General features: G+C 64.7%; 15 protein-coding genes. 13 read left to right on the forward strand and 2 right to left on the reverse strand.

The features are described 5' to 3' along the window. Positions 1–132 precede the first annotated feature (132 nt). Entirely contained in the window at positions 133–1,107 is a 975-nt protein-coding gene (locus ACCD07_RS02145) for an NADPH:quinone oxidoreductase family protein (RefSeq protein ID WP_413446374.1), read from the reverse strand. Between the two features lie 178 nt (positions 1,108–1,285). On the opposite strand from ACCD07_RS02145, the gene ACCD07_RS02150 reads away from it, so the two are divergent. The 9 genes from ACCD07_RS02150 to pbpC all read left to right on the forward strand — a co-directional run bounded on the left by ACCD07_RS02150 (position 1,286) and on the right by pbpC (position 16,937). After that, positions 1,286–1,891 carry a toll/interleukin-1 receptor domain-containing protein gene (locus tag ACCD07_RS02150; protein WP_176651967.1) on the forward strand — a complete coding sequence of 202 codons (606 nt, stop codon included), beginning with the start codon at positions 1,286–1,288 and terminating at the stop codon, positions 1,889–1,891. 10 nt (positions 1,892–1,901) lie between these two features. Further along, positions 1,902–3,866 (forward strand): KGGVGR-motif variant AAA ATPase, encoded by a 1,965-nt coding sequence (locus tag ACCD07_RS02155; protein WP_176651966.1) that lies wholly within the window; start codon positions 1,902–1,904, stop codon positions 3,864–3,866. Between the two features lie 70 nt (positions 3,867–3,936). Next, on the forward strand, positions 3,937–4,674 hold the full coding sequence (surE, locus tag ACCD07_RS02160; RefSeq protein WP_176651965.1) for a 5'/3'-nucleotidase SurE: 738 nt from the start codon (positions 3,937–3,939) through the stop codon (positions 4,672–4,674). After that, positions 4,671–5,546: a protein-L-isoaspartate(D-aspartate) O-methyltransferase gene (locus ACCD07_RS02165; protein ID WP_413446375.1), complete on the forward strand. Its 876-nt coding sequence runs from the start codon at positions 4,671–4,673 to the stop codon at positions 5,544–5,546. Before surE ends, ACCD07_RS02165 begins: the two co-directional genes overlap by 4 nt. A 41-nt stretch (positions 5,547–5,587) precedes the next feature. Then, the gene (locus ACCD07_RS02170; protein WP_413446376.1) at positions 5,588–6,547 is read left to right on the forward strand and encodes a peptidoglycan DD-metalloendopeptidase family protein; all 960 of its coding nucleotides are present in this window, start codon (positions 5,588–5,590) and stop codon (positions 6,545–6,547) included. Positions 6,548–6,554: 7 nt separating this feature from the next. Next, positions 6,555–7,559 carry an RNA polymerase sigma factor RpoS gene (rpoS, locus tag ACCD07_RS02175; RefSeq protein WP_176651962.1) on the forward strand — a complete coding sequence of 335 codons (1,005 nt, stop codon included), beginning with the start codon at positions 6,555–6,557 and terminating at the stop codon, positions 7,557–7,559. Positions 7,560–7,647: 88 nt separating this feature from the next. Further along, positions 7,648–8,985 (forward strand): 23S rRNA (uracil(1939)-C(5))-methyltransferase RlmD, encoded by a 1,338-nt coding sequence (gene rlmD / locus ACCD07_RS02180; RefSeq protein ID WP_413446377.1) that lies wholly within the window; start codon positions 7,648–7,650, stop codon positions 8,983–8,985. A gap of 81 nt (positions 8,986–9,066) precedes the next feature. Next, positions 9,067–14,841, forward strand: a complete 5,775-nt coding sequence (locus tag ACCD07_RS02185; protein WP_413446378.1) for an alpha-2-macroglobulin family protein — start codon at positions 9,067–9,069, stop codon at positions 14,839–14,841. Further along, the gene (pbpC, locus tag ACCD07_RS02190; protein WP_413446379.1) at positions 14,838–16,937 is read left to right on the forward strand and encodes a penicillin-binding protein 1C; all 2,100 of its coding nucleotides are present in this window, start codon (positions 14,838–14,840) and stop codon (positions 16,935–16,937) included. The genes ACCD07_RS02185 and pbpC overlap by 4 nt, the downstream gene beginning before the upstream one ends. Before the next feature lie 145 nt (positions 16,938–17,082). Here the strand turns inward: pbpC and ACCD07_RS02195 are convergent, their stop codons facing one another. Then, positions 17,083–17,763, reverse strand: coding sequence for a Bax inhibitor-1/YccA family protein (locus ACCD07_RS02195; protein WP_176651958.1), 681 nt, complete (start codon positions 17,761–17,763; stop codon positions 17,083–17,085). A 270-nt stretch (positions 17,764–18,033) separates the two neighbouring features. Here ACCD07_RS02195 and ndk point away from each other — a divergent pair, with 270 nt between their 5' ends. The 4 genes from ndk (at position 18,034) to ACCD07_RS02215 (ending at position 21,504) form a co-directional block, all read left to right on the forward strand. Then, a complete protein-coding gene (ndk, locus tag ACCD07_RS02200; protein WP_090314593.1) occupies positions 18,034–18,441 on the forward strand; it encodes a nucleoside-diphosphate kinase in 408 nt (135 codons plus the stop codon). Positions 18,442–18,513: 72 nt separating this feature from the next. Continuing rightward, entirely contained in the window at positions 18,514–19,686 is a 1,173-nt protein-coding gene (gene rlmN / locus ACCD07_RS02205) for a 23S rRNA (adenine(2503)-C(2))-methyltransferase RlmN (RefSeq protein ID WP_353402799.1), read from the forward strand. Beyond that, the gene (pilW, locus tag ACCD07_RS02210) at positions 19,686–20,513 is read left to right on the forward strand and encodes a type IV pilus biogenesis/stability protein PilW (RefSeq protein ID WP_176651956.1); all 828 of its coding nucleotides are present in this window, start codon (positions 19,686–19,688) and stop codon (positions 20,511–20,513) included. The genes rlmN and pilW overlap by 1 nt, the downstream gene beginning before the upstream one ends. A 13-nt stretch (positions 20,514–20,526) precedes the next feature. Further along, positions 20,527–21,504 carry a helix-turn-helix domain-containing protein gene (locus ACCD07_RS02215; protein WP_353402801.1) on the forward strand — a complete coding sequence of 326 codons (978 nt, stop codon included), beginning with the start codon at positions 20,527–20,529 and terminating at the stop codon, positions 21,502–21,504. Positions 21,505–21,525: the final 21 nt, after the last annotated feature.

Here is a 21,525-nt window from a genome sequence, read left to right on the forward strand (position 1 = left end):
AATTAAAAAAAAAAAACAATCCCCAACCTAAACTACCATAAAAAAAAAAACCCCCCCGAAATCCCCCCAACCGGGGTAACCCATGCGGCCTTGGCATCCCCGCTTTCGCGGTAATGACGGGAGTATTTGATATTATGGCAATATCACCACCTTGCCCGTCACCTTCCTGGCCGCCATGTCGTTGAGCGCCTGCGCGGTCTGTTCCAGCGTGTAGCGTCCCGAAATGCGCGGCGTGATCTTGCCCTCCTGCAACCATCCCATCAGCTGCCGCATGCCCGCCAGGTTGGCCTTCGGCTCCCGTTTGACGAACTCGCCCCAGAACACGCCGACCAGCGAAGCACCCTTCAACAGCGTCAGATTGAGCGGCAGTTTCGGAATCTCGCCGTTGGCGAACCCGACCACCAGATACCGTCCGCGCCAGCCGATCGAGCGGAACGCCGGCTCCGAATATTCGCCGCCGACCGGGTCGTAAATCACGTCCGGACCCTTGCCGCCGGTCGCCGCGTTGATCGCCTCGCGCAAATCTTCCTTGCTGTAGTTGATCAGCACGTCCGCGCCATGCGCTTTGCACACTTCCAGCTTCTCGTCGGTCGAAGCGCAAGCAATAATGCGGGCTCCAAGGGCTTTGCCGATCTCCACCGCAGCCAGCCCCACACCCCCGGCCGCGCCAAGTACTAGCATGGTCTCGCCAGCTTTTAGCGCGGCCCGGTCCACCAGCGCATGGTGCGAGGTGCCGTAGGTGAGGGTGATGGCCGCCGCCGTCTCGAAATCCATGCCCGGCGGCATAGGTGCCAGGGCTTGCACAGGCGCTACTAATTGTTGCCCGAAACCACCGGTCGACGTGAACGCGATGACCTTGTCGCCGACCTTGAAAGTTGTCACATCGTCAGCAATCGAGCGGATCACGCCGGCCACTTCGTTGCCTGGAACGAAGGGCAGTTCCGGCTTGAACTGATACTTGCCCTGAACAATCAGCACGTCCGGAAAGTTAACGCCGGCCGCTTTGACATCGATCACAACCTGACCCGGACCGGCTTGCGGATCGGGCAATTCCTGGACGGTGAGGGTGTCGGGCAATCCCCAGGCCTGGCATACGACAGCTTTCATTGTGGTCTCCTTGGTTTGAAAATAGAACGATCGTTAGATTTTTATGATACCTGAAATCGCCACCGGTTTGCGCAAAGATCGGCCTGCCGTCCCTTTGCGTTCGCGCAAAGTGCCTGCTGAGCTGATTGTTAGAGTTGGTTAATCGCTGCACCTTTGGGGTGCAGCAACGGAGGATGTCATGACTATCCGTCACGGCTGTTTTTTCAGTTATGCACACGGCCAACACGCGTATATGAACAAGTTCAAAAACGATTTGGTCGATGCGCTTAAATGTTATCTGGAACCTCACTTCGACAACGAGAACGAACTCTTTGTTGATAGTGAGCAACTCGGTGGCGGGGACGACCTGGATCAGAAGATCGCGCGGGCCTTGTGTGAGAGCGCTTGCATGATTGTTATTTATACACCGAAATACGAGGCCCACGCTTACACCCGTCGTGAGTTTGCAGCAATGCAACTTATCGAAAACGAACGCAAGCTGTGGTACCAGCTGCCCAGCCACCTGATCATCCCCGTCATCATGACCCGCCACCCCGACGGTTTGCCGCCGCAGATTTCCGGGCCGGGCATGTACGTCGACTTTTCCCGCTACACGCTCGCCAGTGGCGACTTGAAGACCAACCCCGAGTTCATTCCGGATATAGAAAAAATAGTCCTTCGTATTGTTTCGCACTATCACTACGTAAAACGATGCACGCCGCCGGGGCATGACTGTGGTCGCTTTGTCATGCCGGATATCCCGCCGGAATGGCGTGCCATTCCTCCTCCACACTTCCCACGCTAAAAGGTATGTCATGGAACCCATTTCCTTGTCCCTGCCGCCGTTGACCGACCACGGCGAAGTTGTCACTTTCTATTCTTACAAGGGTGGGACAGGGCGTACGATGGCTCTGTCCAATATAGCGGTGCTGCTGGCGCGCCAGCAAAACGCCACCGCCCCGGTATTGATGATCGATTGGGACCTGGAAGCGCCCGGCCTGCACCATTATTTCGACCACCACGAGGAGCGGCCGGGGGTGCTGGAACTGTTTGAAGCGTGCCGGGAGCAACTGATGCGCCGCCGCGGCGCCGGGACGCTGGACAAGGAGACGCTGGCGCAGCAGGTGCTGGCCGACGTCGGTTGGGAGCAATACGTCAGCCGGGTGGATCAGGGCAGCCAGCTGTACCTGATGCGGGCCGGCCGCTTCGACGACAGCTACGGCGAGCGCCTCGCGGCCATGCGCTGGGACGAACTGTTCGACAGTTGCCCGGCGCTGTTTCGCTGCTTTGCCGACAATCTGGCCCGTCATTTCCGCTATGTGCTGGTCGATTCCCGCACCGGCCGCACGGACAGCGCCGGCATCTGCACAACCTTGCTGCCGCGCAAGCTGGTGGTGGTGTTCACGCCGAACAGGCAAAGCCTGGAGGGCGTGCAGGCGCTAGTCACCCGCGCGACCGCCTACCGGCGCAGCCATGAAGACGAACAGCGGCCATTATTAGTCTATCCTCTGCCATCGCGCATCGAAATGAGCGATAGCACGCAGCGCGCGCAATGGCGGCGCGGAGCCCCGTCGCAGCGCATCCTCGGCTACCAGCCCATCTTCGAGCGGCTGCTGGGCGAGTGCTACGGCATGCAGCAATTGTCGCTGGACAGCTATTTCGACGAAGTCCAGTTGCAGCAGACCCGCACCTTTGCCTACGGCGAGCAGCTGGCGGTGCGCCTGGATCAGGGCGGCGACCGGTTTTCGCTGACCCGCACCTTCGAAGCCTTCCTGGACTGGCTGGCCGACGGCTATTTCCCATGGCAATCGCGGCGCGAAATCCAGCTGCAGGCCACCATCGGCGAGGCGCGCCATGCGCTGGACGAGGGCGGAGCGCGCGCGCTGGCGCAGCCGCTGGCGCGCGATCTGAACCTGCTGGGCGAACTCTACCGCCGCGAAGGCAAGCTGCGGCAGGCGCTGGACTGTTTCGAGGAAAGCATGTCGTTGCGCCAGCGCGGTCTGGGCGAAGACCATGCCGACACGCTGGCCAGCAAGGCCAACCTGGCGGTGGCGCTGCGCATGCAGGGCCGGCTGGACGAAGCGCAATTCCTCGAAGAATGCGTGGTCGAGGCGCGCCAGCGTCTGCTGGGGCCGGAGCACCTGGATACGCTGGCGGCGCGCGCCAATCTGGCCGCCACGCTGGCGCAACAGGGACGCATCGCCGAGGCGCTGGCGATTCAGGATCTGGTGCTGGAATCCTATCTGCGCCTGCTCGGCCCCGAGCACCTGCTGACCCTGACCTGCCGGGCCGGCCGCGCCGACATGCTGTTCCAGCGCGGCGACACCGAACACGCGCGCATCGCGCAGGAACAGGTGCTGGCCGGCCGCAAGCGCCTGCTGGGCGCCGAACATAGCGATACGCTGCGCAGCAAGACGGCGCTGGCCTGCACCTTGCTCCGCATGCAGGAGCTGGACGCCGCCCGCAGCCTGTTCGATGCCGTGCTGCAGGCGCAGCTCCACCGCCACGGCCCCGACCATCCGGAAACGCGCAAGGCGCGCGAACAGCTGATCGACGTCCAGATCCAGCTGGGCGGCGAACCGGCGGACAAGCTGGGGGAGCCGCTGATGGTGCCGGAGGAGCTGCATCAGGACGCGGCCATGGACGACTACAGCGATGCGTTAGCCCGGCCGCTGCGCGCCCCCGGCGCGGTCTCGCCCGGCGATCTGTGGTCGCGCACCACCGATGAACTGCTGGCGCTGGAAGGCCATATGGCCGCCGCGCGGGCGGCGCCACGCTAGCGCAAATTTATCTGGCCCGGAGCGCCCCGGCGCGCGCAGTCCGGCCATTGCTTCAGGTAAAATCTCCGGTATGAGAATCCTGATCAGTAATGACGACGGCTACCTGGCGCCGGGCATCAACGCGCTGGCCGAGGCCCTGGCGGCCATCGCCGACATCGTGGTGGTGGCGCCGGACAGCAACCGCTCCGGCGCGTCCAACTCCCTGTCGCTGGACCGGCCGCTGTCGGTGCAGCAGGCCGCCAATGGTTTCTATTTTGTCAACGGCACGCCGACCGACTGCGTCCACGTGGCGCTGACCGGCATGCTGGACTACCGGCCCGACCTGGTCGTCTCCGGCATCAACAACGGTCCCAACATGGGCGACGATACGCTGTACTCCGGCACCGTCGCCGCCGCCACCGAGGGCTATCTGTTCGGCATACCGGCCATCGCGTTCTCGCAGGGCGCCCACGGCTGGGAACATATCGAGGACGCCGCCCGTCATGCGCGCGACATCGTCGAGCGCTACTATGCATTGCTGCCGGCGCCGTATCTGCTGAACGTCAACATTCCGAACCGGCCCTACGAGCGGCTGTCGACTCCGGTCGCCACGCGGCTGGGGCGCCGCCACCAGGCCGAACCGGTGATCCGTTCGCAAGACCCGCGCGGCAAGGAAATCTTCTGGATCGGGCCGCCGGGCGCGACCAAGGACGCGGGTGTAGGCACCGATTTTTATGCCTGCGCCCAGGGGCAGACCTCGATCACGCCGTTGCAGATCGACCTGACCCATAAAACCCAACTCGATGCATTGGCAAAGGCCCTGGCATGACCGACAAGAACCGTAGCTTTCCCCTCCCGCTATCCTCGGTAGTCGACAAGGGGGCCAAGAAGGCCACGGTGTTCGCGCCGGTGGCCACGCCGCAGACGGCGACCCAGAACGCGGCGCGCCACGTGGCGCCGCAGCACGGTTATTCGAACCCGCGCCCGGTGGCGGCGCCGTCCAAGTCGCACAGCTACGCGATGGAGCGGGCGCAGCCGCTGCCGGCGCCGGTGCCGCGCCAGAATCCGCTGGTGTCCGAGGCGGTGCGCCGCGCCATGGTCCAGCGCGTGGCCCGGCAGGGCGTCAAGGATGCCGTGGTGCTGGGCGCGATGGAAAGCGTGCCGCGCCATATGTTCATGGACGAGGGGCTCGCTTCCCAGGCCTATATCGACGCCTCGCTGCCGATCGGCCATCACCAGACCATCTCGCAGCCCTACATCGTGGCGCGCATGATCGAGGTGATGCGCAACGGCGGCCAACTGAAGAACGTGCTGGAGATCGGCACCGGCTGCGGCTACCAGGCGGCGGTGCTGGCCTGCGTGGCGCAGCAGGTGTATTCGATCGAGCGCATCAAGCCGCTGCACGAGCTGGCCAAGGCCAATCTGCGTCCGCTGCGCGTGCCGAACCTGCGTTTGCACTACGGAGATGGTATGCTTGGCCTGCCGCAAGCGGCGCCGTTCGACGGCATCATCCTGGCCGCGGCCGGGCTGGAAGTGCCGCAGGCGCTGCTGGAGCAGCTGACCATCGGCGGCCGGCTGGTAGCGCCGGTCGGCGCCCGCGCCCAGCATCTGGAACTGATTACCCGCATCGGCAAGGCGGAATGGACCAGCGTTACGCTGGAAGACTGCCATTTCGTGCCGCTGCGGCCGGGCACGGTTTGATTGTGCGGTCGCGTCCGAACCACTAGAACATTAAGATGAGAATGACTAATAAAAGTAACTTGCTCGTTTTGAGCTTTGCGCTCGCCTTGCTGAGCGCCTGTACCACCACCCCGAATCAAGCGCCGGTTGTCGACCGCACCCAGCCGCCGCCGGTCAAGCCGGCCACCCCGAGCGAGTCGGCGCAGGTCACCCGCGACGAGCGCGGCCTGTACACGGTCAAGAAGGGCGACACGCTGATCCGCATCGCGCTTGAATATGGCCAGAATTACCGCGACCTGGTGACCTGGAACAACCTGTCCAACCCGAACGACATCAAGGTCGACCAGGTGCTGCGCGTGCTGCCGCCGGAAAGCACGGCGGCCACCGGCAACGGCGTGCAGACCGGCGCCATCGTCATGCCGCCGCCGGACAAGACGCCGCCGCCTCCGCCGGTGATCAAGAAGACCGAGCCCAAGGGCGAGAAGAAGCCTTATTCCGACAGCGCGCTGGCCGAGCTGCAGCGTCCGGAAAACGGCAAGAGCGAAGGCAATGGCGCGGCCAAGCCGGCGTCCGTGCCTGCTCCCGCGCCTGCGCCGTCCCCGGCCGTGGTCGCCGCGCCGCCGGTGGTGGCGCCCGGCGCCGCAGCCGACGAGGAAAAACTGAGCTGGATGTGGCCGTCCGAGGGCAAGGTCGTCGCCACTTTCGACGAAGGCAAGAACAAGGGCGTCGATATCGCCGGCAAGGCGGGCCAGCAGGTCGTGGCTGCCGGGGCCGGAAAAGTGATGTATGCAGGCAGCGGCATCCGCGGTTATGGTAATCTCGTTATTGTGAAGCACAGTAATAGCTTGTTGTCGGCCTACGCGCACAATCGTACGATTGTGGTCAAGGAAGGCCAGAGCGTGACCAAGGGACAAATGATTGCGGAAATGGGCGATTCCGATGCCGACTCCGTCAAGCTGCACTTTGAAATCAGGCAGCAGGGCAAGCCGGTGGACCCGTCCAAATTCCTGCCTAACCGCTAGCTGAGCCATGACACATACGCCGCACGACCCGATGGATGACGACTCAGCCCCGGAAGATTTCCAGGATGAGGCGAGCGATGATGTCGCCATCGATAGTGCGGACGGCGAGACGGTCCCCGAAGCGGGCGCGGTCCTCGAAAGTGTCGACGAACTGAAAAAGGTGCTGGCGGCCGAGCTGTCGACCGACACCACCCAGCACTACCTGAACCAGATCGGCACCCGGCCGCTGTTGACGGCGCAGCAGGAGGTGCACTACGCCACGCTGGCCAAGGCCGGCGACTTCAGCGCCCGCCAGACCATGATCGAGCACAACCTGCGGCTCGTAGTCTCCATCGCCAAGCACTACATCAACCGCGGCGTGGTGCTGCTCGATATGATCGAAGAGGGCAACATCGGCCTGATGCGCGCGATCGACAAGTTCGAGCCGGAGCGCGGCTTCCGCTTCTCGACCTACGCCACCTGGTGGATACGCCAGTCGATCGAGCGCGCCATCATGAACCAGGCCCGCACGGTGCGCCTGCCGGTGCACATGGTGCGCGAGCTGAACCAGATCCTGCGCGGCAAATATCATCTCGAAGCCCAGCACCACAACGGCAAGGACGCCACCGCCGAGGACATCGCCGAGCTGGTCGGCCGCCCGGTGGAGGAGGTGCAGGACATCCTGGCGCTGTCCGAGCACGCGACCTCGCTGGACGCGCCGCTGGACAACGATCCGCAATCGTCGCTGATGGACATGCTGCCCGGCGACAGCGACGACAGCCCCGACGCCCGCGCCGAACACCACGAAATGACGGTGCTGGTGCGCGACTGGCTGACCAAGCTGCCGGACAAGCAGCGCATCGTCATCATGCGCCGCTTCGGCCTCGACAACGACGATCCGGCCACGCTGGAAACGCTGGCCGAGGAAATGGGCGTGACCCGCGAGCGGGTGCGCCAGATCCAGCAGGAAGCGCTGGTCAAGCTGAAACGGGCCATGGCCGCGCGCGGCGTGGTGCGCGATTCCCTGCTTTAAGCCCTTCTCATTCTGCTATCATTACGGCCCTGCGCGGCCCGGTGCACGAGCGCCTGCGCCAGCCATTCCCAATTCAACATTGAACGTTATGCAAGAAAATAAACTCTTCATCAAATCGCTCGACATGGACGCCCGCGGCGTCGGCCATATGGAAAATGAAGACGGCTCGCAAGGCAAGGTCGTGTTTGTCGAAGGCGCGTTGCCGGGCGAGACAGTCAGCTTCACCTCGTTCAAGAAGAAGAAAAACTGGGAAATGGCGCGCATGGATGCGCTGCACCACGAATCGCCGATGCGCGTGCAGCCGAAGTGCGTGCATTTCGAGATGTGCGGCGGCTGCTCGATGCAGCATCTGGAGCCGACCGCGCAGGTGGCGATCAAGCAGCGCGTGCTGGAAGATAACCTGCAGCACATCGGCAAGGTCCGTCCGCAGACGGTGATGCGCCCGATGTACGGCCCGACCTGGGGCTACCGCTACCGTGCGCGCCTGTCGGTGCGTCACGTGGCCAAGAAGGACGCGGTGCTGGTCGGTTTCAAGGAAAAGAAATCGATCTTCGTGGCCGACATCCAGAGCTGCCAGATCCTGCCGAAACACGTGTCGGACCTGCTGCTGCCGCTGCGCGCGCTGATTGGTTCGCTGACCCTGTTCAACCAGATTCCGCAGATCGAAGTGGCCATCGGCGAGGGCGTCACCGCGCTGGTGCTGCGCATCATGGCGCCGCTGGCCGGCGACGACGACGTCAAGCTGAAAGCCTTCGCCGACCAGCACAAGATCCAGTTCTGGCTGCAGACCAAGGGTCCGGAAACGGCGGCGCCTTACTATCCGCTGGACCAGGAGCTGCACTACCTGCTGCCGGAATTCGGCATCAAGATGCCGTTCAAGCCGGTCGACTTCACGCAGGTCAACCACTACATCAACCGCGTGCTGGTGGTGAAGGCGCTGCGCCTGCTGGAAGTGCAGCCGGAAGACCGCGTGGCCGACCTGTTCTGCGGCCTGGGCAACTTCACGCTGCCGCTGGCGACGCAGGCGCGCGAGGTGGTCGGCATCGAAGGCGCGACCTCGCTGACCGAGCGCGCGCTGGACAACGCCAGGGCCAACGGCCTGTCGGACAAGACCACCTTCTACACCCGCAACCTGTTCGAGGTGACGGCCGAGCACCTGATCGAGCTGGGCAAGTTCGACCGCATGCTGGTCGATCCGCCACGCGACGGCGCCATGGCGCTGAGCGAAGCGCTGGTGGAACTGAGCCAGACCCGTGCCGACCTGCTGCCGAAGCGCATCGTCTACGTGTCGTGCAGCCCGTCGACGCTGGCGCGCGACGCCGGCATCCTGGTCAACGCCGGCTATGTGCTGAACAAGGCCGGCGTGGTCAACATGTTCCCGCACACTTCGCACGTGGAATCGATGGCGGTATTTGATCTGGCCTGATGTTTTTTTTGTAATGTTATTGACTTTGCCGGAGGCGTACGCAACACTGGGCTGATTCCATAATCAGCGTCCGGAGTTGGCATGCGCCTCCTGTTTCGCCTCATCGGCATGGCTGCTTTTTGCAGCTTGCCACTGGCCGTCCTGGCCCAGACTTCCGTTATCTCGTTTTCTCCGTCCGGCGTCGTCAAAGGGGTGCGGCAGGCGACCGCGCGCTTCAGCGGCCAGATGGTCCCGCTGGGCGACATGCGCCTCGGCGATCCGTTCAAGGTGGATTGTCCCGAGCAGGGCAAGGGCCGCTGGATAGACGGCAAAAACTGGAGCTACGATTTCGAACGCGACCTGCCGGCCGGCGTGGCCTGCCGCTTCACGCTGAAGGACGATCTCAAGGACCTGGCGGGCAAGCCGCTGGAAGGCGAGCGCCGGTTCTCCTTCAACACCGGCGGCCCGGCCATCGTCAGCTCGCTGCCGCGCGAAGGCGCCGGCAATATCGACGAGCAACAGATCTTCATCCTCGGCCTCGACGCGCCGGCCACCGATGAAAGCGTGGCAGCCCACGCCTGGTGCCGCGCCGAAGGCATCAATGAAAAGATCGGCGTGCGCATACTCGGCGGCGCCGAGCGCCAGCGCATACTCGACCAGCGCAAGGAGTTCACCGACCGCTACCTGTCGCTGTACTTCAAGGCGCGCGGCGTGGTGTGGCGAGCCACGGCGACGGTGCGTGACAAGCGCATGGAAAAGCTGCCGCTGGTGGTTTTGCAGTGCAAGCGCAACCTGCCGGCGGAGGCCGAGGTGTCGCTGGTCTGGGGCGCCGGCATCGCCGCCGACAGCGGTATCGTCACCGACAAGGACCAGACCTGGACCTACAAGACGCGGCCGGAGTTCACCGCCCGCTTCAGTTGCGACAGATTGAAGCAGGACGGCGGCTGCATTCCCTTCCTGCCCGCGCGCGTGGACTTCTCGGCGCCGGTGCGCATGGCCGATGCGCTGGCCGTCAGGCTGACCGGCCCTGGCGGCAAGGTCTTCAAGGCCGCCGTCGACAAGGAAGAGCTCAAGGCGGAATACGTCAGCTGGGTCACCATCAACGGGCCGTTCCCGGAGAAAGCCAAACTGACGCTGTCCATGCCGGCCGGCCTCAAGGACGACGCCAACCGGCCCTTGCTGAATCAGGCGCGCTTCCCGATGTCGGTGCAGACGGACGTGCAGCCGCCGCTGGTCAAGTTCCCGGCCCGCTTCGGCATCATTGAAGCGAAGGGCGACCGTTTGCTGCCGGTCACGGTGCGCAATGTGGAGGCCAGCCTGGCCGGCCGCACGGCGCGCGTCGATGGCGCCGCGCTGCGCGTCAACGACGCCGCTGCCCTGCCGGAGCAGCAGGACAAGCAGATCTTCGACTGGCTGCAGCGCATGTCCGGCTACGGCTGGGGACCGGTGGAGTTGTCTGGCGACGCGCTGTACAAGCCGCTGCTGGGCGACAGCAAGAAGGCGCCATCCGGCGCCATTGAACGCTTCACCATGCCCAAGCCGGGCGGGCGGCAGGCGTTCGAAGTGGTCGGCATCCCGCTGCGCAAGCCGGGCTTCTACGTGGTCGAACTGGCCAGCCCCAAACTGGGCGCGGCGCTGAACGACAAGCAGTCCACCGCCTACGTCAGCACGGCGGCGCTGGTGACGAACATGGTGGCGCACTTCAAGCAGGGCGCGCAATCGTCGCTGGTGTGGGTCACGTCGCTGGACAAGGGCAAGCCTGTGCCGCAAGCGCAGGTATCGGTGCGCGACTGCCACGGCAAGCAGCTGTGGCAGGGCACCACCAACGCCATCGGCGTGGCCGACATCAAGCAGGAGCTGGCGGAGTCCCGTTGCGAACGAAGCAGCGGCTATTTCATCAGCGCGCGCAGCGGCGCCGACATGACCTTCACATTGTCCTATTGGACGCGCGGCATCGAAAGCTGGCGCTACAACCTGCCGACCGAAGACAGCAGCGCCGACAACGTCATCGCCGCCACGGTGTTCGACCGCACCTTGCTGCGCGCCGGCGAGACGGTGCACATGAAGCACTTCCTGCGCCGCCATGTGGAGCAGGGCATCGCGCTGGTCGGCGCCGCCGACGCGCCGCGCAAGGACCAGCGCAACTGGCGCGCCAAACAGTTGACAGCGGAAGAGCGCAAGGCGCAGCCGGGCAGCATCTTCGTCATGCATGAGGGCAGCGAGCAGAAATACGAACTGCCGATCAGCTGGAGCGCGAACGGCAGCGCGGAAAACCAGTGGATCATTCCGGCGGACGCCAAACAGGGCTGGTACACCGTCATGCTGGGAGGCCGCACTGCGGGCCGCTTCCGTGTCGAGCAGTTCCGCGTGCCGACCATGAAGGCCGTGCTGCAAGGGCCGAAGACGCCGGCCATCCAGACGCCGGCGCTGGACCTGGACGTGCAGCTCAGCTACCTGTCAGGTGGCGGGGCCGGCGGCGCGCCGGTGCAATTGCGCACGGTGGTGCAGGACAAGGCGGTCAGCTTCGAAGACTACGCGGACTTCAGCTTCAGCACCGGCGACGTCAAGGTCGGTGTCGAGCGCAGCAATGGCGCCTTCGATGAAGACGAAGGCGTATTCGAGGGAGGAGAAGCGGATGGCGGCGCGGCAAGCGGTCCGGCCGCCGTCAAGACCCGCAATCTCACGCTGGACAAGGCCGGCGGCGCGCGTGTCGCACTGGACCAGCTGCCGGCCGTGCAAACGCCGCATGATTTGACGGCCGAGATGTCCTATCAGGATGCCAACGGCGAAACGTTGTCCGTCTCCACCCGCATTCCGCTGTGGCCGTCGAGCTATGTGATCGGCATCCAGCCGGACGGCTGGGTGCTGAGCAAGGACGCGCTCAAGTTCCAGGTCGTGGTACTGGACCTGCAAGGCAAGCCGGTGGCCGACGCGCCGGTGTCGGTCGACTTCTTCCAGCGGCAGTCTTACTCGCACCGGCGCCGTCTGATCGGCGGCTTTTACGCCTACGAAAACAACAGCGAAGTCAAGGCGCTGGGTGCGGCCTGCGAAGGCAAGACAGACAACAAGGGCCTGCTGATCTGCCAGGTCAAGGCGCCGGCGTCGGGCAACCTGATCCTGCGCGCGAAAACGCAGGATGAACAGCAGCGTGTGACGATGACCAATCGCGAGACCTGGGTGGCCGACGGCGCCGACTGGTGGTTCAGCGCCACCGACAACGACCGTATCGACCTGCTGCCGGAGAAAAAACGCTACGAACCTGGCGAGACCGCCAGCTTCCAGGTGCGCATGCCGTTCCGCGAGGCGACCGCGCTGATCACCGTGGAGCGCGAAGGCATCATCGACACCTACGTGCGGCCGCTGTCGGGCAGCGCGCCGGTGTTCACGATTCCGGTCAAGGGCGGTTACGCGCCCAATGTGTATGTGTCGGCGCTGGTGGTGCGCGGCCGCGTGGCCAGCGTGAAGCCGACGGCGCTGGTCGATCTGGGCAAGCCTGCGTACAAGCTGGGTATCGCGGCGCTGCGCGTGGGCTGGTCGGCCAATGAATTGAAGGTGCAGGTCAAGGCGGACAAACCGGTCTACAACGTGCGCGACAAGGCCACCGTGGCGGTCAAGGTCACGCGCGCGGACGGCTCTGCGCCACCCGCCGGTGCCGAGGTGGCGCTGGCCGCGGTCGATGTCGGTCTGCTGGAGCTGATGCCGAACGACAGCTGGAACCTGCTCGAAGCGATGATGCAGCAGCGCAGCCTGCAGGTGCAGACGTCGACCGCGCAGATGCAGGTGGTCGGCAAGCGCCACTTCGGCCGCAAGGCGGTGCCGCACGGCGGTGGCGGGGGCAAGGGTGGAGGACGGGAGCTGTTCGATACTTTGCTGTTCTGGAAGGCGCGCGTGACGCTGGACGCCAACGGCGAGGCGACGGTGCAGGTGCCCATCAACGACTCGCTGACGGCGTTCCGCATCGTCGCTATCGCCAGTGCGGAGGCGGATTTGTTCGGCACCGGCCGCGCGGAGGTGCGCAGCTCGCAGGACCTGATGCTGCTCTCCGGCCTGCCGTCGTTGGTGCGCGAGGGCGACCGCTTCCGCGCCGGCTTCACGCTGCGGAATACGACCGCAGGCGCCGTCAAGGTGGCGCTGACCGCTACCGTCGGCGGCAAGACATTGGCTCCACAGCAGGTCGCGCTGGAGGCGGGGCAGGCGCAGGATATCGGCTGGGACTATCAGGTGCCGGTCGGTGCGGCCACGCTGGCGTGGGACGTCGGCGCGGCGATCGTCGGCGATGGCGCGGCGGCCGGGCCGGCGTCGCGCGACCGTTTGAAGGTCAAGCAGAAAGTGGTGGCCGCCGTGCCGGTGCGCATCACGCAGGCGACGCTGCTGCAGCTGGACCGCAAGCAGACCATGCAGGTCCGCCTGCCGGACGACGCGTTGCCGGGACGCGGCGGCGTGCAGGTGCAGTTCAGCCCCAAACTCGGCAGCGACCTGCCCGGTGTGCGCGACTACATGAGCGCCTATCCGTACCGCTGCTTCGAACAGGTCAGCTCGCACGCCATCGCGCTGCACGACCCGGCGTTGTGGCAGTCTGCGGTGGACAGCCTGCCGGCGCATCTGGACGCCGATGGCCTGGTCAAATACTTCGCCACCATGCAGCAGGGCGACGACACTCTGACGGCTTATGTGCTGTCCGCCTCACAGGAGGCCGGCTACAGCATACCGGCTGAACTGAAGGGGCGTATGGAATCCGGACTGCTGGCTTTCGTGCAGGGCAAGGTCACGCGCTACTCGGCACTGCCGACCGCGGACCTGGCCATCCGCAAGATCGCCGCGCTGGAGGCGCTGTCGCGCACCCACGGCATCCAGCCGGAAGAGCTGCAATCGTTCAGCGTCGAACCCAATCTGTGGCCAACGTCGGCCGTCATCGACTGGTACCTGATCCTTAAGCGCTCGCCGAAGCTGTTGATGCACGCGCAGCGTATGGCGCAGGCGGAGCAGATCCTGCGTTCGCGCCTGAATCTGCAAGGAACGACGCTGGGCTTTTCGACCGAGCGTACCGACGACTGGTGGTGGCTGATGGCATCCGCCGACAGCAACGCCAACAAGCTGCTGCTGGCGATGCTGGACAATCCGGCGTGGCAGGAAGACATGGGCCGGCTGGCGCGCGGCGCCTTGGGACGCCAGCGCAAGGGCCGCTGGGGCACCACGGTCGCCAATGTCTGGGGCACGCTGGCCATCGATAAATTCTCGCGCAAATTCGAAAACGAGAAGGTCACCGGCACCGGCAGCGCGACCTTGGCGAATGCCAGCAAGAGCGTCGCGTTCGGCGGCGACACCAACGGCGGCAGCGTCATGCTGCCCTGGCCGCGCGGCGGTGCCGGGCTGGAACTCGATCACGCCGGCACCGGCAAGCCGTGGGTGACGGTGCAGACGCAGGCCGCGCTGCCGCTGAAGGCGCCCATATCGAGCGGCTACAAGATCGTCAGGACCGTCACGCCGGTGGAGCAGAAGGTGGCGGGCGTATGGTCGCGTGGCGACGTCTATCGCGTGCGCCTGGACCTGGAAGCGCAGGCCGACATGACCTGGGTGGTGGTCGACGATCCGATCCCGGCCAGCGCCACGGTGCTGGGTTCCGGCCTGGGACGCGACTCGCAGCTGCTCAGCAGCGGAGAAAAGCGTAGCGGCTGGGCGTGGCCGGTGTTCGAAGAGCGCACGTTCGAGGGCTTCCATGCGTTCTACCAGTTCGTCCCGAAAGGGAAATGGAGCGTGGAATACACTGTGCGGTTGAACAACGCCGGACAGTTCAATTTGCCCGCCACGCGCGTCGAAGCGATGTATAGTCCGGAGATGTTCGGCGAATCCCCGAACGCACCGTTCAACGTCAAATGAAACCGATCCTGGCAACCCTGCTGGCGCTGGCCGGCGCCGTGCATGCAGCCGGCGCCGCCAACGCCGCCACAATCGTCGTGCCGACAGCCGAGCAGGTGCGCGCCGCCTGGCGCTCGTCGGAGGCGGAGCTGCTGGACCGTCACGGGGAGCCGATCCAGTCGCTGCGCATCGACATGAAGGTGCGCCGCCTGCCGTGGGTGGTGCTGGCCGACATCTCGCCCAGCCTGCCGGCCGCCGTGCTGCAGGCCGAGGACCAGCGCTTCTACCAGCATGACGGCGTGGACTGGAGCGCCGCCGGCAAGGCGGCCTGGGATAACTTGTTCCGCAGCCGTCCGCGCGGCGCCTCGACCATCACCATGCAGCTGGCCGCTCAGCTCGATCCGCGCTTGCAGCCGTCGGCCAAGGGCCGCAGCTGGGGACAGAAGTGGGACCAGATCCAGGCCGCGCGCCAGCTCGATGCGACATGGACCAAGCCGCAGATCATGGAAGCGTATCTGAACCTGGTGTCGTTCCGCGGCGAGCTGCAAGGCGTCGGCGCGGCGGCGCGCGGCTTGTTCGGCAAGGCGCCGTCCGGATTGAACCTGAGCGAATCGATGATCCTGGCCAGCCTGCTGCGCGGGCCGGGCGCCGCGCCCAAGGTGGTGTCGCAGCGGGCGTGCGCGCTGGCCAGGGAGTTGCGGGCGCCTTCCACCTGCAGCGATATCGAACTGCGGACCATCATCGCGATGGGGCGCCCGCTGCTGGCGGCCGAGACGCCGCCTGCGCCGCAAGTGGCGCAGCAGCTGCTGACCAGCGCCGGCAAGGCGGTGCGCAGCACGCTCGACGGCGATCTGCAGCGCTTTACGCAGACCGCCTTGCGCCAGCAGCTGATGTCGCTGCGGGCGCGCAATGTCAACGACGGCGCGGTGGTGGTGCTGGATAACGCCAGCGGCGAGGTCCTGGCCTATGTCGGCAACGCCGGCGGCGGCGAGGTAGACGGTGTGGCCGCGCTGCGCCAGGCCGGGTCGACGCTCAAGCCCTTCCTCTACGAGCTGGCGCTGGAGCGCAAGCTGATCACGGCGGCCTCGGTGATGGACGACACGGCGATCGATATTTCCACGCCGTCCGGCCTGTACATCCCGCAGAACTACGACAAGGACTTCAAGGGCCACGTCAGCGTGCGCACCAGCCTGGCCAGTTCGCTCAACGTGCCGGCGGTGCGCACGCTGGTAATGACGGGCATGGACCGCTTCTACGAGCGGCTGCATGACGTGGGCTTGAGCAGCCTGACGGAATCGGCCGACTACTACGGCTACTCGCTGGCCCTGGGTTCGGCGGAAGTGTCGCTGCTGGAGTTGAGCAACGCCTACCGGACCCTGGCCAACGGCGGCATGTACGGCCCGGTGAGCCTGGCGCCGCAGGCTGCCGCGGCGCCGCGCCGCGTGCTCGACGCCAGGGCCAGTTTCATCGTCGGCGACATCCTGTCCGACCGCGCCGCGCGCAGCCTGACGTTCGGCCTGAAAAACGAACTGGCCACGACGTTCTGGAGCGCCGTCAAGACCGGCACCAGCAAGGACATGCGCGACAACTGGTGCCTCGGCTATTCGGAGCGCTACACGGTTGGCGTCTGGGTCGGCAATTTCGACGGCCAGTCGATGTGGGACGTTTCCGGCGTCAGCGGCGCCGCGCCGGTGTGGCGCGACGTGATGGACTATCTGCACCGCCAGCAGCCCAGCCGCGCGCCGAAGGCGCCGGCGGGCGTGGTGCGCCAGCAGATCGTCTACCAGCCGATGCTGGAGGCCGCGCGCGGCGAGTGGTTCATCGCCGGCACCGAAAGCCCGCTCATCGCCGTGGTGCAGGACACGCAGCGCGCGCCGAAGATACTGTATCCAGGAGACGCCAGCATCATCGCCATCGATCCCGACATCCCGGACGCCATCCAGCGCGTCTTCTTCCAGGCGCAGGCGGGCAGGGGACTCCACTGGCGCCTGGATGGCGCCGATCTCGGCCAGGCCGGCGCCGACTACGCCTGGCGCCCGGTCGCGGGCCAGCACCAGCTGGCCCTGATCGACGCCAACGCCCAAGTCGTCGCCACCACCCGTTTCCACGTCCGCTAGATCCGGGGTCAGATCCGACAATTGGACACGAGCTCTGCCGTAGCGACCGCTACGGCAGAGCTCGTGTCCAAATGTCGGATCTGACCCCGGATTGAAATAAAAAAAGCCGGCGCTGGGCCGGCTTCGAGGGGGTAACTGTTTTCGCTTAGTCGCGGTTGCCGCCGAAGATGCCCAGCAGCGACAGCAGGTTGACGAAGATGTTGTACACGTCCAGGTAGATGTTCAGCGTGGCGCGGATGTAGTTGGTCTCGCCGCCGTTGATGATCTGCTGCACGTCATACAGGATGTAGGCCGAGAAGATCGCGATCGCCACCACCGAAATCACGATCGCCAGCGCCGGGATGCCCAGGAAGATGTTGGCGATCGACGCCAGCAGGATCACCACCACGCCCGCGAACAGCCAGTTGGCCATGCCGGAGAAGTCGCGCTTGGACACCGTGGCGATCGTCGCCAGCACCGCGAACACCGACGCCGTGCCGCCAAACGCGGTCATGATCAGGAATCCGCCGTTGGAATAACCGAGAATGCGCGACAGCATAGGCGTCAGCATCAGGCCCATGAAGAAGGTGAAGCCCAGCAGCAGGGCCACGCCCAGGCCGGAATCCTTGTTCTTTTCGATGCCCCAGATGAAGCCGAAGGCAATGCCCAGGAACAGCAGCGCCATCAGCCCGCCGCCCAGCGGCAGGTGCAGCGACACGCCCAGCACCGCGCCGAATACGGTCGGCACCATGGACAGGGCCAGCAGCCAGTAGGTATTGCGCAGCACGTTGTGCTGGACCGACCGGCGGCTTCCCGCCAGGTCGTAGGTGTTTTGCATGTTGTTCATATAGAACCTCCTTCATAGTGATTCGAATACCGCTTGCCAAAAGCATAGCACGGCGGGGTAAAAATGCGCAAAAATGCCCCGAAAATGCACTTAATACTGGCTTAAAACCGTCCCGGGCCATATTTTCGCCCGAAAAAGGGGCAAATATGGCCGCTCTTGCAAGCTTATCTACTCCCGTTTCTCGGTATATGGGGTGTTCTATGGTAAAATCAAAGGTTGATTGAGTTATCAATTTTGTTTTAAACCTTTCTTTTTATTGGAGTTTTTTAAATGGCAATCGAACGCACCCTGTCGATCATCAAACCAGACGCAGTTGCAAAAAACGTTATCGGCCAAATCTACAGCCGCTTCGAAGGCGCTGGCCTGAAGATCGTTGCTGCTCAAATGAAGCAGCTGTCGCGTGAAGAGGCTGAAGGTTTCTACGCTGCGCACAAAGAGCGCGGTTTCTTCAAGGACCTGGTGGACTTCATGGTCTCCGGCCCAGTCATGATCCAGGCTCTGGAAGGCGAAAACGCAGTTCTGAAAAACCGCGAACTGATGGGCGCCACCGATCCTAAGAAGGCAGAAAAAGGCACCATCCGTGCTGACTTCGCCGATTCGATCGACGCCAACGCTGTCCACGGTTCCGACGCTGTCGAAGCCGCCGCAGTTGAAATCGCTTACTTCTTCGGTAAGTAATTTTTAGTAAGATCCGTTTCCGCGCCGCGGTGCGGAAACGGAAAAATGATTAGTACTGTTTTGAATACCACTATGAACGCACCTCTGACCAACTTGCTGGACTTCGATCCCGCGCAACTTATCGCTTACTGCGCCGAGTTGGGAGAGAAGCCGTTCCGCGCCAAGCAACTGCAACGCTGGATCCACCAATTCGGTGCGTCGGACTTCGACAGCATGACCGATCTGGCCAAGTCGCTGCGCGACAAACTGAAAACCCGCGCCCACGTCACGGCGCCGGCCATCATCAGCGACCACACGTCCACCGACGGCACGCGCAAATGGCTGGTCGACGTCGGCAACGGCAACGCGGTGGAAACCGTGTTCATCCCGGAAGAGAACCGCGGCACGCTGTGCATCTCGACCCAGGCCGGCTGCGCCGTCAACTGCCGCTTCTGCTCGACCGGCAAGCAAGGCTTCTCGCGCAACCTGACCGTCGGCGAGATCATCGGCCAGCTATGGATGGCGGAGTTCGAACTGCGCCGCACCAAGGGCATCGAGCCGGGCCCGAAGGGCGAGCGCCAGATCACCAACGTGGTCATGATGGGCATGGGCGAGCCGCTGCTGAACTTCGAGCCGACCGCCACCGCCCTGAAGCTGATGCTCGACGATAACGCCTACGGCCTGTCGCGCCGCCGCGTCACCTTGTCGACTTCCGGCGTGGTGCCGATGATGGACAAGCTGTCGCAGGAAGTGCCGGTGGCGCTGGCCGTCTCGCTGCACGCGTCGAACGACAAGCTGCGCGACAGCCTGATCCCGCTGAACAAGAAGTATCCGCTCAAGGAGCTGATGGCCGCCTGCAAGCGCTACCTGGAATTTGCGCCGCGCGACTTCATCACCTTCGAGTACTGCATGCTCGACGGCGTCAACGATTCCGACGAGAACGCCCGCGAACTGCTGGCCCTGGTGCAGGACCGCGAGTTCGGCGTCAACTGCAAGTTCAACCTGATTCCGTTCAACCCGTTCCCGGAGTCGGGCTTGCTGCGCTCCAAGAATCCCCGCATCAAGGCCTTCGCCCAGATCCTGGTCGACGGCGGCCTGGTCACCACCATCCGCAAGACGCGCGGCGACGATATCGACGCCGCCTGCGGCCAGCTGGCCGGCGAAGTGCAGGACCGCACCAAGGTGGCCAAGCGGATGGAGAAAATGGCCGAGTACCAGCAGAAGTTCGGCGCCAATTTCGGCAAGATCGTGGAGATCCGTTCCTGATGACCCTCCTGGCGCAGCGTAGCCGGCTCACTCTCGCCACGATCCTGACGATCGCGGCCGGGACGCTGGCCGGCTGCGCCTCGTCGGGCCCGGAGCGCGGCAAGAGTGGCCAGGCCGAGCTGACCACGGTGTCGGACCAGACCAGCGCCCAGCGCAAGGTCGAGATCCGCATGCAGCTGGCGATCGGCTACTTCGAGCAGCGCCAGTATGCGTTCGCGCTGGACGAGGTCAAGCTGGCGCTGGCGGCCGATCCGAACTACGCCGACGCCTACGGCATGCGCGGCCTGATTTACCAGCAGATGGGCGAGAACGGGCTGGCCGAGGACAACTTCGTGCGCGCCCGCAAGCTGGTGCCGGGGAATCCCGACCTGGCCAACAATTACGGCTCGTTCCTGTGCCAGCTCGGCCGGGTGGCCGAGGCGCTGCCGCTGTTTGATGCGGCCCTGAGCAACCGCAGCTATCGTTCGCCGGCCAGCGCCGCGAACAACGCCGGTTCCTGCGCATTGAAGATCAAGGATTACGCCAGCGCGGAGCGTTATCTGCTGCAAGCCTTGCAGTTGACGCCCGACCTGCCGGCCACCAACGCCAATCTGGCGCGGGTCTATTTTGAAAAGCGCGATTATGTGCGCGCCAATTTCTTCGTGACCCGCCTGAACAAGGTGGCAAAGATGGAGAGCCTGACGGCCGACGTGCTGTGGCTCGCGATTAAGGTGCAGCATAAGCTTGGCGACACGAGCGCGGAAGCTGGTTGGGCGACGCAGTTGCGCCGCCACCACCCCGGCTCGGCCGAGTATGCTGCTTATCAACGTGGGGCGTTTGATGAGTGAAACAGGGATACCAATGAATTCAGAGTGGGCAGATTCGCCAAAAGACCAGGGCAGCAGCAGCCTGGCCACGCCCGGAGCACAACTGGCGGCCCAGCGCGAAGCGATGGGTTGGACGGTGGAACAGATTGCCGATCAACTGAAACTGGCGCCGCGCCAGGTCAAGGCACTGGAAGCGGGCGACTACGCCGCGCTGCCGAATATGGCCGTGGTGCGCGGCTTCGTGCGCGCCTACGCCAAGGTCGTCAAGATAGACGCCACCCCGCTGGTGGCGATGATCGAAGTGGTGTCGCCGACCAGCCATGAGGCCGCGCCGCCGCGCAAGGAAATCGCCGCGACGTTCTCCGAATCGCGCTTCCCGTCGATGACGCAGCGTTCGTCCGGTCCGGCCGGCTGGCTGATCGGTGTGGCCGTGGTGGTGGCCGTGGCCGCCGCCGGCGTGTATGCCTACCAGAGCGGCATGATCCCGGCGACGCTGTTCCAGCGCTCGGAAGCGCCGGCCAGCGCCACGACCGAGGCGGTCAAGCCTGCCGAGCCGGCGATCGCGCCGATCGAAACGACCACCGCCGCGCCGGGCGCGGCAACCGCGCCGCTGCAATCGCCTAGCGTGCCGCTGATTTCGGTGCCGCCGCCAGGCGGCAACGCGCCGGCCGATGCGGCGGCGGCGGGCGCCGCTGCAACGCCGGCCGCCACGACGCCTGCAACCGCGGCGCCGGTCGCGCAAGTGGCGCCACCGGCGGCAGCGCCGGCCGCCGCAGGCAGCCAGCTGGTGCTGGAAGTAACGGAAGATTCGTGGGTGGAGATCCGCCGCCCGGGCACGACGCCGCTGATTTCGCGGCTGGTGAAAGCCGGCAACACCGAGACCTTCGACATCAAGGATCCGGCGCTGCTGATCGTCGGCAAGCCTGGCGGCGTAAAAGCCACGCTGGGCGGCGCGCCGCTGGCGTTGCCACCGGTCGCCGGCGGTACGATTTCGCGCGTGAACATTAAATAAGTTAAGCACAAGCCGAGTAAA

This window comes from Duganella sp. Dugasp56, assembly GCF_047304105.1.
GTDB classification, from domain to species: domain Bacteria; phylum Pseudomonadota; class Gammaproteobacteria; order Burkholderiales; family Burkholderiaceae_D; genus Rugamonas; species Rugamonas hordei.

Excerpts from the sequence above, each read along its gene's own strand:
- ACCD07_RS02145 (WP_413446374.1), bottom strand. The coding sequence starts at position 1,107 with ATGAAAGCTGTCGTATGCCAGGCCTGGGGATTGCCCGACACCCTCACC.
- ACCD07_RS02150 (WP_176651967.1), top strand. The coding sequence starts at position 1,286 with ATGACTATCCGTCACGGCTGTTTTTTCAGTTATGCACACGGCCAACAC.
- ACCD07_RS02155 (WP_176651966.1), top strand. The coding sequence starts at position 1,902 with ATGGAACCCATTTCCTTGTCCCTGCCGCCGTTGACCGACCACGGCGAA.
- surE (WP_176651965.1), top strand. The coding sequence starts at position 3,937 with ATGAGAATCCTGATCAGTAATGACGACGGCTACCTGGCGCCGGGCATC.
- ACCD07_RS02165 (WP_413446375.1), top strand. The coding sequence starts at position 4,671 with ATGACCGACAAGAACCGTAGCTTTCCCCTCCCGCTATCCTCGGTAGTC.
- ACCD07_RS02170 (WP_413446376.1), top strand. The coding sequence starts at position 5,588 with ATGACTAATAAAAGTAACTTGCTCGTTTTGAGCTTTGCGCTCGCCTTG.
- rpoS (WP_176651962.1), top strand. The coding sequence starts at position 6,555 with ATGACACATACGCCGCACGACCCGATGGATGACGACTCAGCCCCGGAA.
- rlmD (WP_413446377.1), top strand. The coding sequence starts at position 7,648 with ATGCAAGAAAATAAACTCTTCATCAAATCGCTCGACATGGACGCCCGC.
- ACCD07_RS02185 (WP_413446378.1), top strand. The coding sequence starts at position 9,067 with ATGCGCCTCCTGTTTCGCCTCATCGGCATGGCTGCTTTTTGCAGCTTG.
- pbpC (WP_413446379.1), top strand. The coding sequence starts at position 14,838 with ATGAAACCGATCCTGGCAACCCTGCTGGCGCTGGCCGGCGCCGTGCAT.
- ACCD07_RS02195 (WP_176651958.1), bottom strand. The coding sequence starts at position 17,763 with ATGAACAACATGCAAAACACCTACGACCTGGCGGGAAGCCGCCGGTCG.
- ndk (WP_090314593.1), top strand. The coding sequence starts at position 18,034 with ATGGCAATCGAACGCACCCTGTCGATCATCAAACCAGACGCAGTTGCA.
- rlmN (WP_353402799.1), top strand. The coding sequence starts at position 18,514 with ATGAACGCACCTCTGACCAACTTGCTGGACTTCGATCCCGCGCAACTT.
- pilW (WP_176651956.1), top strand. The coding sequence starts at position 19,686 with ATGACCCTCCTGGCGCAGCGTAGCCGGCTCACTCTCGCCACGATCCTG.
- ACCD07_RS02215 (WP_353402801.1), top strand. The coding sequence starts at position 20,527 with ATGAATTCAGAGTGGGCAGATTCGCCAAAAGACCAGGGCAGCAGCAGC.